Source organism: Streptomyces sp. NPDC048436, assembly GCF_043200355.1.
In the GTDB taxonomy this organism is placed as follows: Bacteria; Actinomycetota; Actinomycetes; order Streptomycetales; family Streptomycetaceae; genus Streptomyces.
Genome location: NZ_JBICXP010000011.1, coordinates 180,439 through 191,071 on the forward strand (window position 1 = coordinate 180,439; position 10,633 = coordinate 191,071).

Genomic DNA, 10,633 nt, shown 5'->3' on the forward strand with positions numbered 1-10,633 from the left:
CTCCTCATGGGACGCACCGTGCGCAGGCTCTTCGTCGCGGGATGTGTGCTGCTCTGGCTGATCCCGCTCTATCTCCTCGTGGTCAACGCGCTGACGCCCGCCGCCGAGTACACGGGCAAACCCGACTGGACCTTCCAGGGCTTCGACCTCGTGGAGAACCTCAAGACTGCCTGGAACGTGGCGGGCATCGGCGACAGCTTCCAGGCCTCGCTGCTCTACGCCGTCGTGTGCGGCCTCGCCGCGGTACTCATCGCGGCGATGGCGGCGTTCGCCGTCGTCGTCCTGCCCATCCCCAGGCCCGCCTTCTGGTTCTGGCTGATCTACTCCGGCACGCTCTTCCCGCTGCAGATGTTCCTCGCACCGCTCTTCGGTCTGTACGCCGATGCCGACCTGTACGACACGAGGCTCGGCCTCATGCTGATCTACGCGGCCTGGGCCGTGCCCTTCGCCTTCTTCCTGATCCGCAATCAGATGACCACCATGCCACCCGAGTTGACTGAGGCGGCGCTGATCGACGGCGCGTCCTTCCGGCGGATCTTCTGGCGCATCCACGTACCGCTGATGAAGGCGGGGCTCGGCGCGGCCTTCATCTTCCAGTTCACGGCCGTCTGGAACGACCTCCTCCTCGGCATCACGCTCAGCCGCAGCCCCGACGTCCAGCCGGTCATGGCGGCCCTGACCACGCTCAACAACGCCTACGCCTCGACCGGGCCACCCGTCATCCTGGCCGGCGCCCTGATCGTCTCCGCCCCCACGCTCCTCCTCTTCCTGGTGTTCCGCGGCCTGTTCCTGCGCGGCGTCACCGCCTCCGCCCGCTGACCTGCCCTCCAGGAGAACCGCATGACGACACGGGCCCTCGTCCGCACCACCGACTGGGACAACGACCGCATACGCGACAGCCTGCGCTCCTCCGTCATCAGCGCGGAGGGAACGCTGGGCGGCAGCGCCCTGCGGCTGACGCAGGAGCCGCTGCTGCGCAGGGCGGCCGACGGCGGACTTTCGCAGTCGCTGCGGGTCGATGCGGTCAACGGGTGCGTTCTCCCGGATGAGTTCACCGTCCGCACCGACTCCGGCACCGCGCTGCCCGTCGAGCGGCTCGACGGGCCGGGCGGCTCCGTGCGCCTCATGGTGCCCGCCGTCGACACCGAGACCCGCCTCACCCTCTGCCTGCCGCACACGACCGAAGGCATCGACGTACGGCTCACCCCGCAGCGGCAGTGGACCCTCCATCTGATCCACCACTCCCACCTCGACATCGGCTACACCGACCCCCAGGGTCACGTCCTCGCCGAGCACCTCTCCTTCCTCGACTCCTGCCTGGAGCTGACCCGCGCCACCGACGACTGGCCCGCCGAGTCCCAATTCCGGTGGTGCGTCGAGTCGTTGTGGTCGTTTCGGCAGTGGGCGGACGCCCGGCCCGCCGAGCAGGTCGAGGAGTTCGTACGCCGCGTGCGCGAGGGACGCATCGAGCTGACCACGCTGCCGTTCAACCTGCACACCGAGACCTGCTCCACCGACGAGCTGCACGAACTGCTTCGGCTCGCCCACGACGTGCGCGACCGGCACGGCGTCACGTTCACCTCCGCCATGCAGACCGATGTGCCGGGCGCGGTCGTCGGCCTGGTCGACGCGCTCTCGGCGGCCGGGGTCAAGTACCTCTCCGTGGCGCACAATTGGGCCGGGCGCTCCGTGCCCCACCTGGTCGGCGGCGAGAAGCTGCCCCGCCTCTTCCGCTGGCGCGCGCCCAGCGGCGACAGCGTCCTGGTCTGGGTCACCGACACCCCGCACGGCCTCGCCTACATGGAAGGCCCCCTGCTCGGCTTCGACACGAACTACGCGGACGTCGACGACCTGCTGCCCGCCTATCTGACCTCCCTGGCCACCCACCCCTACCCCTACCGGGGCGGCATCTTCGGCTGGGCCATGGACCAGGCGGAGATCAAGCGCGAGCCCTACCCGTGGGACGTGCTCCACCTGCGCGTCCAGGGCAAGTTCGGCGACAACGCCCCGCCCCGCCGCGTCATCGCCGACACCGTCCGCCGCTGGAACGAGATCTGGGCCTACCCCCAGCTACGGCTCTCGCGCAATGAGGACTTCTTCACCGACGCCGAGGCCAGGCTCGGCGACGCCATCCAGACCTTCGAGGGCGACTGGACCGACTGGTGGGTCGACGGAGTCGGTTCAGGGGCGCGGCCCATGTCCCTGGCCCGCACCGCCCAGTCCGTGGTCGCCGACGCCCAGACCATCGGCACGTTCGCTGGAATCCTCGACGCCACGGGGGCCGAGGAGGACAGCAGGGACGCTGCCGGGGTCTACGAGGCGGTGTCGCTCTTCGACGAGCACACCTGGGGCGCCGGCGACCCGTGGACCCACGGCGACGAGGGCGGCCACTCCGGCGAACACCAGTGGCACTGGAAGTACGGGCAGGCGATGCGCGCCCACGACGACGGCAACGCGCTTCTGGACAGGGCGAGCGCCCGGCTCGGGCAGCGGCTCGCGCAGGCGCCCGGTGCGGTGGCCACGTACCACGTGATCAACACCTGCTCCTGGCCGCGCACGGACGTCGTACGGATCTTCCTGCCGGAGAGCAGCGTGCCGCTGGAACAGCCGGTGGCCCTGCACGACGCCCGCAGCGGACACCGGCTCGTCCACGAGGAACAGCCGCAGGTCAACGACGACCACCGGGACGCCGGACGTTTCCTGCTGGTGCGCGTGGCCGATGTGCCGCCCGCCGGTTCGGTGCGCCTGGACATCACGGCCGACGCCGTACGTGGCGACGAGCGGTCGGCGGCCACGGTCGTGAAGGCCGCCACCGGCTGGAACCCCACCGGAGGCAGCGAGCGGGAGGACCCGGCACAGACCGCCGCCGAGGCGCACGCGCGCCCCGAACCGACCCTCCTGGAGAACGAGCACCTCGCCGTGCGCGTCGACCTGGCGCACGCCTGCATCGCCTCCGTCATCGACAAGTCGACCGGCCGTGAACTCGTCCGGCGTGACGCGACCGTCGGCTTCAACGGCTACATCCACGACAGCTACACCACCGCAGGAGCCTTCAACCACAACTCAAGCCGTACGACGGCGTCCGAGCGGCTCGAACACCTCGGCAACCGAGCCGTCGCCCCGCCCGCCGCGCTCATCGCCCGCCACTCCACGGTGACGGCCGAGTCGATCACCTACGAGACCCGCCCGGCCGGAGCCAACCGGCTGCGCACCACCCTCACCCTGCCCACCGGCGTGCCCCGCCTGGACATCGAGAACCGCCTCGACAAGGACGCCACCCTGGGCAAGGAGAGCGCCTACTTCGCGTTCCCCTTCGCCTTCGACGAGCCGACCGTACGGATGGAGGCGTCCGGCGGCCTGACCGGCAACTCCCTGCCTGTGGTGCCGGGTTCGGCCCTGCACATGCGGGCCGTGCGCCGCTGGGTGACCCTCGCGCAGGGCGGGCTCGCGGTGGCCTGGTCCACGCAGGACGCGCCGCTCGTGCAGTTCGGCAACATCGCGCTGCCGTACGCGCCGTTCCCCAAGACGATGGGCCACGACGAGCCCGCCACCGTCTTCTCCTGGATCCACAACAACCTCTGGGACACCAACTTCCCCAGCGAGCAGGGCTTCGAGTTCACCTACCGCTACAGCCTGGCCTGCGGCCCGACCACCGATGGGCTCGGCCCCCGGACGGCGGCGGCCTGGAGCCGCCCGCTGCGGGCCGTGCGGGCCAGGGGAGCGGAGGGCGAGGGGCAGCCGTCCCTCGCCTTCGCCGAGCTCGGGGACGCGAGGGTCCGGCTTGTCGGGGTCACGGCTCCGGGGCGGGGGCAGGTCCTGCTCCGGCTCCAGTCCTTCGCGGAGGAGGCGGTGGCCTGCCCGGTGCGGGTGGGCTTCCCGGTCAGGGCTGCCCACCGCGCGGACTACCTGGGCACGGCGGGCGCGGAACTGCCGGTCGCCGACGGCAAGTTGACCATCACCGTCCCGGCCATCGGAACGACCGCAGTACTGCTCGTACGTCCCTGAATCCGTCCCCCGGAAGAACCCCGCACGAAGGAGCACGCGTGTACCGGCTCGACCCGCGTTACCCCCCGGCACCGGGGGCCGTCCTTGCCGAGGGCTGGGAGGCCGTGGCCGGACAGCTGCCGTCCAAAACCGCGATCGTCGCCGTCGAAGGGCCACCGACCGCCGACTGGGAGACCCTCGCGGAACGGCTGACCGCGGCCCACTCGGCAGGTGCCATCGGATGCCGCGTCCGCGTACGCACCCTGGACATCCGTACGCACTACGCGCCGCCCGCCGAAGTGCGGCACCGCACCATGAGCGCCGCGGACGCCGACGACCCCTACTACTGCAAGCTCGCCGACAACCCCCTGGACTCCCTGTTCGACGAGATCCCGCAGGCGGAAAGCGAACTGGACGGCCTGCTGATCGTCTACGGACCCGGAGCCTCGCTGGTCCTGCACGACGTGCTCTGGTACGCCGATCTGCCCAAGCGGTACGCGGAGTCCGCGGTGGCCGCCGGACTGGGGGACAACCTCGGACTGCCGGGCGAGCGGGCCGAGTTGAAGCGGCTCTTCTACGTGGACTGGCCGATGCTCGACCGTCACCGTGACGCACTCGCAGGGCGTCTTGACGGCTGGGTGGACGTGCAGGACCCCGGGCGGCCCGTGTTCCTCGACGGGGACGGCCTTCGGGCCGGCTACGCCGACCTCGCGCACCGGCCCGTACGCACCAGGCCCTTCTTCAACTCCACACCCTGGGGCGGGCATTGGGCCCAGCGCGCGCTCGGCTTCCGTCCCGGCGCGCGCAACACGGCCCTCGGCTACGAACTCATCGCCCCCGAAGCGGGCATCCTCATCGGACACGGCCCCGAGGCCCAGGCGGAGGTGCCCTTCCAACTCCTGTGCGTCCTGCACCCCGAGGAGGTCCTCGGACCCGACGCGCACGCCCGCTTCGGCACGTCCTTCCCGATCCGCTTCGACTACCTGGACACCGTGGGCGGCGGCAATCTGTCCGTGCACTGCCACCCCAAGGAGCCGTACATGCGGGAGCGGTTCGGCTGGCACTACACCCAGCACGAGACGTACTACATGACGCTCGGCAGCACCGACACGCGCGTCTACCTCGGACTGCGCGAGGACGCGGACCTCACCCTCTTCCGCAAGGAGATCGAGGAGGCCGCACGCGACGGGGTGCCGATGGACCCCGCGGACCACGTCATGACGTTCCCGGCCGAACAGGGCAGACTCTTCATGATCCCGGCGGGCACCCCGCACGCCAGCGGCGCCGGCAACCTCGTACTGGAGATCAGCGCGACCCCATACCTCTACAGCCTGCGCTTCTACGACTGGCTGCGGCCGGACGCCGACGGCAACCCGCGCCCCCTGCCCTACGAACACGGCCTCGCCAATCTGGAGACGGAGCGGCGCGGCGACGCGGTGAGGCGCGACCTGGTGCAGGAGCCGTACGTCCTGCGGCGCGGGGAGGGGTGGCGCGAGGAACTGCTCGGCGCGCTCGACGAGATGTTCTACGAGGTGCGGCGCTACTCGCTCGACGCGGACGCCGTCGCCGCCGACGACACGGCGGGCCGGTTCCATGTGCTGAACGTGGTCGAGGGGGAGGGGATCGTCGTGCTCACAGCGGCCGGGGAGCGGCACGCGCTGTCGTACGCGGAGACGCTGACGGTGCCCGCCGCTGTCGGCGGCTACCGCCTTGAGGCGCGATCAGGCCCGGCGAAAGTGGTGAAGGCGCTGGTACGCGACCGCCGTGCCGCGGGCCCCGGCCGCTCGTGAGGCCCGTACTGGAGATCGGCGGCACCCATGTCGCCGCCGCCCTGGTGGATCCCGTCCGCGCCCGGGTGAGCCGCCGCATCCGGCGTTCCCTCGACGCACGGGGCGACGCGGAGCACCTGCTCGGGGCGGTGGTGCGCTGTGCCGGGGAGCTTCAGGTGGCCGCGGGGGAGGTGTGGGGCGCCGCGGTGCCGGGGCCCTTCGACTACGACAAGGGGATCGCGCGCTACGAGGGCGTGGGGAAGTTCGACGACCTGTACGGCGTCGACGTGCGCTCGGTGCTCCTTGACGGCGTGTGGCCCAGGCCCGCGGACGTGGTGTTCCTGAACGACGCGCACGCGTTCCTCCTCGGGGAGTGGAGCGCGGGGGCCGCTGTGGGCCATCGTCGCTGTGTGGGGGTCACCCTGGGGACAGGGGTGGGATCGGCGTTCCTCGCCGACGGTGCCGTACGGCGCGAGGGGGCCGGGGTGCCGCCAGAGGGGCGCGTCGACCTGCTGCGGTGGGCCGGAGCGCCGCTGGAGGACTCCGTTTCGCGGCGGGCGATCCTTGCCCGTTACGGCGACCACGAGGTGGATGTGCGCGACATCGCCGTGCGCGCGCGAGCGGGCGAACGGTGGGCTCGGCAGGTGCTCGACGAGGCGCTCGCCGCCCTCGGCACCGTCCTCGCTCCGTGTGTACGCGACTTCGGTGCGTCGGCGGTAGTGGTCGGCGGCTCCATGGCCCGGTCCTGGGACCTGGTCGGCCCGGCGCTCCGTACCGGCCTCGGGGATACTCCGGTGGGACCGCGCCCTGGCAGGCTCGGCGCGGACGCGGCGCTGGTGGGGGCGGCGGAGTATGTGGGTGCTGCCGGGCGCTGAGCAGGCCACCGGCCGCGGCACGGAGAACGGAGAGGACACACGTGACGATGACCCCCGGATCGCGGCCCCCCATGGGAGGCCAGATGGGAGGCCAGCCCACCCTGCGGGACGTCGCCGAACGGGTGGGTGTCAGCGCGATGACCGCGTCCCGGGCGCTGCGGGACGACCCACGCGTGCTGCCGGCCACGCGCGACCGTGTCCGCGCCGCGGCTTCGGAACTCGGCTACCGGCCCAACGAAGTGGCCCGCAGCCTGCGCCTCGGTCGGGGCACCGGCCTGGTCGGGCTCGTCGTCACCAACCTGGCCAACCCCTTCTACTCGCGCCTGGCCCTCGGAGTTGACTCCGTCATCGCGGCCGACGGGCTCAAGACGGTCATCGGGAACACCGGGCAGGACCTGGACAGCGAGCGTTCACTCGTCGCCGACCTGGTGGCACGCCGGGTCGACGGGATCATCGCCGTCCCGGCGGCGGCCGACCAGCGCCATCTCGCGGCGGCGGCTTCCGACGGCGTCCCCGTGGTCCTTGCCAGCCGGCCGCCCGAGGGGTTCGAGGCCGACTGCGTTCTGGTCGACGACTTCGGCGGGGCCCGCGACGCCACCGCCCGGCTGATCGCCCGCGGCCACCGCAGAATCGGCTTCCTCGGCTCGCCGCCCGCCGTCTACACCGGAACGGAGCGCCTGCGCGGATACGCCGCCGCGCTTGCCGCCGCGGGCCTCCCGCTCGACGAAAGCCTCGTACGACAAGGCCAGACGGAACCACACGAAGCGGAGCGCGCCGCGCGGGAACTCCTCGCACTGCCCGAGCCGCCCACCGCGCTGTTCTGCTCCAACAACCGGAACACGATAGGAGCGTTCCGAGCCATTCGCGCCGGGCGGACGACAGGCGGCGACACCGCGCTGGCGGGGTTCGACAACTTCGAACTGGCCGACGCGCTCGGCCTCCCGCTCACCCTCGTCACCTACGACAGCGACGAACTCGGCCGGACGGCGGGCCGACTCCTGGCGGACCGGATGCGGGCGAGGAATCCCGCTTCCGCCAACGGACCGGCACCCGCCCCGGCGCGACGCGTCGTGACACCCACCAGCTTGGTGGAGTACGGGGGATGAGGCCGGCGGCGGTGTCCGGAATCAGCCGGGCTGTGTGGCAGGGAAGCGGGTGCCTGCTGAGCGGCGGCCGAGTACCGGTTCTGCCATCCAGCGTGCCGGACCGCACAGGGTCTGGCCGTGGTGGGTGAAGAGGGCGTCGCGTGAGTCGAAGTGGCCGAGGTCCGCGAGGACGTGGGCCGAGAGGTCGCAGGACACCGCGTCGGCCGCGCAGGCCGTCGCGCCGTCCCAGTCGACCGCCGTCCGGGACAGCGCCTCGAAGAGGGTCTCCGCGCCCGCGTTGGTGAAGCCGGATGCGCGGCGCTCGCTCAACTCCTCCAGGCCGCCGAAGAGTTCGGAGACCGGGAGCCAGGGGGCGGTTGGACGGTGGACGTGGAACTCCGGCCAGGCCAGCAGTACCTGCTCCGGGACGAGCCGCCTCAGGTGCGGGAAGCGGGGATGCCAGAACGCTCCGTCCACGAGGAGGCCGCGTACGCGGGTGGCCACGCCCGTCGCCCGTGCCACGGCTTCGAGGATCGCAAGCCGCTGGCTGCACGAACCCCGGCCGCGCCGCAGCACGTCCGACACCGGCCGTTCGTCCTGCACCGAGTACACCGGCCGCACGGTGGCGGCGATCCGCCCGTGCGCACGGCGCAAGGTGTCCAACTGGTCGCGGTGGGCTGCCCCGTGGCCGCCTGCGACGCTTCGGATGAGTTCGGCCACCCGCGGGTGCTCCCAGTCGAGTATCCGCGTCGGCGCGGTGCTTCCTGCCGCTTCGGCGCGCGGGCGCGGAGGCTGTGGCGTCATGCCTGGCCGCCCGGCGTCGGTTCAGCATCGGCGCCCGCTTCCGCGCGCCGTCGCCGGCGCGAGGCCCGCAGGTTCGCGGCGTTTCCGCAGCCGCGCGTGGAGTGCCAGACGCCGCTGTTGTTGCGGGAACGGTCGTAGAACGCCGTGGCGCAGCGTTCGTTGCGGCAGATCTTCAGGCGCCGCCACTCTCCCGTCGTCTGGGCGAGCAGCGCCTCGCACAGGACGGCGGACGTCAGCCAGCGCCAGCCCTCGCCCTCGGGCTCGGCGGTCAGGGCGGCATCGCCGTGCAGGCTGACCTGGAGGGCGCACGAGGTGTAGCGCGCCGTCTCGCCGTCAGCGGCACCGCACCGTGAGACGAGGGCCCGGCGCAACTGCTCGCGCAGCTGCCGCAGCTTGGGCAGGTCCTCGGCGGTGAGCGTGAGCCGCACCGCCGTACGCCCCGTCCGCTCGGCCCACGTGGGCAGCGCCACGGAGACCCAGCCCTGCGCGGCGCTCACGTCCCCGAGGAGATCGGCTTCGTCCGCACCGCAGGACGGCGCGGTGTTCAGGATGTCCTGCACGAGCCCCAGGCCGCCGGGAACGGCGGTGGGGAAGTAGCGCTCGGTGGCAGGCCAGGTCATGGGCATATCGTACGCGACCGTGGGCGACAGCAGCGTATGCGGTTAGCCTCCGTCGTCCTGTCGATGGCCGCGGACGCCCGTGAGTACGGCCCCGGGCGGGCCGGGACCGTACTCGACTGACTCGGCCGACTCGGCCGGCCGTCGCTCAGGCCAGGCTCCCCAGCAGCGACTTGTCGAAGGGCAGCGCGTCGCCGAGCCGGCCCTCGAGCGCCTTGGCAGCCCACTCGGGGTCGGCGATGAGGGCGCGCCCCACCGCCACCAGGTCGAACTCGTCCCGCTCCAGGCGGTCGATGAGCGGCTCGATGCCCGTGGAGGCGGACGGCACGGCCCAGCCCTGCGGTCCGATGAACTCCTGGTCGAGGCCGACCGAGCCCACGGTGACCACCGGCTTCCCGGACACCTTCTTGACCCAGCCCGCGAGGTTGAGGTCGCTGCCTTCGAACTCGGGCAGCCAGTAGCGGCGGGTGGAGGCGTGCAGCACGTCCACGCCCGCGGTCACCAGCGGGGTGAGCAGGCGCTCAAGCTCCTCGGGGGACTCGGCGAGCTTGGCGTCGTAGACACCGCCCTTCCACTGGGAGAGCCGGAAGAAGACGGGGAAGTCGGGCGAGACGGCGGCGCGCACGGCCGCGACGATCTCGGCGGCGAAGCGGGTGCGCGCCTCGATGTCTCCGCCGTACCCGTCCGTGCGCCGGTTGGTGCGCTCCCAGAGGAACTGGTCGATCAGATAGCCGTGCGCGCCGTGCAGCTCGACGCCGTCGAACCCGATGCGCTCAGCCGCCGCGGCGGCATCGGCGAACGCCCGGATCACGTCGTCGAGGTCGTCGGCCGTCAGCGCGCTGCCCTTCGGCTGCCCGTCGAGGTCGATCCCCGAGGGGCCGGCCGGGGGAGCGGACGGCACCGGGCCCTTGCCCTCGTCGCGCGTGACGCCGACGTGCCAGAGCTGCGGAATGATCTTCCCGCCCGCGCCGTGCACGGCGTCGACCACCTTGCGCCAGCCCTCAAGGGCGTCGTCCCCGTAGAAACGCGGGACCCGGTCGCTCGTACCGGCCGAGGCGTGTCCGACGTACGTCCCCTCGGTGATGATCAGGCCGACACCGGCGGCGGCCCGGCGGGCGTAGTACTCCGCGACGTCGGCGCCCGGCACGCCGCCCGGCGAGAACTCCCTGGTCATGGGCGCCATCACGATGCGGTTGGGCAGGGTGAGGCCGCCGACGCCGAAGGGCCGGTCGAGTGCGTGGGGGGTGCGCGCGGTCTGCGGCGCCGTGGTCATGCGTCCTCCTGGCAAGGGGGTGGTGGGCGATCATCCTGCGATCGATGACACCAGCGTACGCGCTTTACCCATGTCACTGTGGGTGGGGCCCTACGAGGCGTGGATCTGGGCGGGTCCGAGGGCCGTGCGGAGGATCGGTCAGCGCCTGCGGTGACTTGACCACGGTCTGCCACTGCGCCCCCGTCGGCAGCCGCACGATCCCGTCGTCCGAGTGCGCCACCAGCGG

At 72.1% G+C, this 10,633-nt stretch carries 8 protein-coding genes; 5 read left to right on the forward strand and 3 right to left on the reverse strand.

Annotation, left to right across the window (positions count from 1 at the left end; all coding sequences use genetic code 11):
• Positions 1 to 6: 6 nt before the first annotated feature.
• From ACGFX9_RS31145 to ACGFX9_RS31165, 5 genes are read left to right on the forward strand one after another with little or no spacing between them, the layout of a single operon-like run.
• Positions 7 to 819 carry a carbohydrate ABC transporter permease gene (locus ACGFX9_RS31145; protein ID WP_393480183.1) on the forward strand — a complete coding sequence of 271 codons (813 nt, stop codon included), beginning with the start codon at positions 7 to 9 and terminating at the stop codon, positions 817 to 819.
• 21 nt (positions 820 to 840) lie between these two features.
• Positions 841 to 4,005 carry an alpha-mannosidase gene (locus ACGFX9_RS31150; protein ID WP_393480187.1) on the forward strand — a complete coding sequence of 1,055 codons (3,165 nt, stop codon included), beginning with the start codon at positions 841 to 843 and terminating at the stop codon, positions 4,003 to 4,005.
• Between the two features lie 38 nt (positions 4,006 to 4,043).
• A complete protein-coding gene (locus ACGFX9_RS31155) occupies positions 4,044 to 5,774 on the forward strand; it encodes a class I mannose-6-phosphate isomerase (RefSeq protein ID WP_393480192.1) in 1,731 nt (576 codons plus the stop codon).
• The gene (locus tag ACGFX9_RS31160; RefSeq protein ID WP_393480197.1) at positions 5,771 to 6,628 is read left to right on the forward strand and encodes an ROK family protein; all 858 of its coding nucleotides are present in this window, start codon (positions 5,771 to 5,773) and stop codon (positions 6,626 to 6,628) included. The genes ACGFX9_RS31155 and ACGFX9_RS31160 overlap by 4 nt, the downstream gene beginning before the upstream one ends.
• Positions 6,629 to 6,675: 47 nt before the next feature.
• Positions 6,676 to 7,734, forward strand: a complete 1,059-nt coding sequence (locus ACGFX9_RS31165) for a LacI family DNA-binding transcriptional regulator (protein ID WP_393480469.1) — start codon at positions 6,676 to 6,678, stop codon at positions 7,732 to 7,734.
• Between the two features lie 21 nt (positions 7,735 to 7,755).
• Here ACGFX9_RS31165 and ACGFX9_RS31170 read toward each other — a convergent pair whose 3' ends face one another.
• From ACGFX9_RS31170 to ACGFX9_RS31180, 3 genes are all read right to left on the reverse strand, one after another.
• Positions 7,756 to 8,517, reverse strand: a complete 762-nt coding sequence (locus ACGFX9_RS31170; protein WP_393480201.1) for a transglutaminase domain-containing protein — start codon at positions 8,515 to 8,517, stop codon at positions 7,756 to 7,758.
• The gene (locus ACGFX9_RS31175) at positions 8,514 to 9,137 is read right to left on the reverse strand and encodes a CGNR zinc finger domain-containing protein (RefSeq protein ID WP_393480205.1); all 624 of its coding nucleotides are present in this window, start codon (positions 9,135 to 9,137) and stop codon (positions 8,514 to 8,516) included. Before ACGFX9_RS31175 ends, ACGFX9_RS31170 begins: the two co-directional genes overlap by 4 nt.
• 145 nt (positions 9,138 to 9,282) lie before the next feature.
• On the reverse strand, positions 9,283 to 10,407 hold the full coding sequence (locus ACGFX9_RS31180) for an NADH:flavin oxidoreductase (protein WP_393480209.1): 1,125 nt from the start codon (positions 10,405 to 10,407) through the stop codon (positions 9,283 to 9,285).
• Positions 10,408 to 10,633 lie beyond the last annotated feature (226 nt).